This is a genomic window from Pseudomonas sp. Fl4BN1 (assembly GCF_009908285.1).
Taxonomy (GTDB): domain Bacteria; phylum Pseudomonadota; class Gammaproteobacteria; order Pseudomonadales; family Pseudomonadaceae; genus Aquipseudomonas.
In genome coordinates, this window is record NZ_JAAARM010000121.1 from 1 (window position 1) to 414 (window position 414).

At 51.4% G+C, this 414-nt stretch carries 1 protein-coding gene; it reads right to left on the reverse strand.

Annotated features, from left to right (window positions below):
* Positions 1 to 414 (reverse strand): flagellar basal body-associated FliL family protein (locus GV818_RS33850; protein WP_218586332.1); only part of this gene is annotated, 414 nt, incomplete at both ends.

A 414-nucleotide genomic window follows, 5' to 3' on the forward strand; every position in this document is an offset into this window, starting at 1 on the left:
CTTATACGGTGCGCTCATTTTGCGACGCTGAAGATCTTTCTTTAACGCATCCGAAATCAGTTTGCGGATGGCAGATATTTTCATACCGCGCAAAGCTTCAAATTTCATTTCCGTCAGGCATTCAACCGCAATACTTTGATACAGCGGCTCCTGATGTTTTATTTTTTCCGCTTCTTTGTCACTGGCGACCACCATCACTAATTCCGCCGACAAATAATGGTCCGCGCCGTTGTTGTCATGCAGCGTGACAATGGTTTCCGGCAACGTCACAAACACGCTTTTGCTTTCATCCAGGGTTTCCACCGTTTCCGTCTGCGCGGCGGCAGTCGGTTTTCCTTTTCCGGCATAATGATGCCAGACACCCCATCCAGCTCCGGCCCCCACCACCAACGCCAGAACGGCGCTGACCACGCC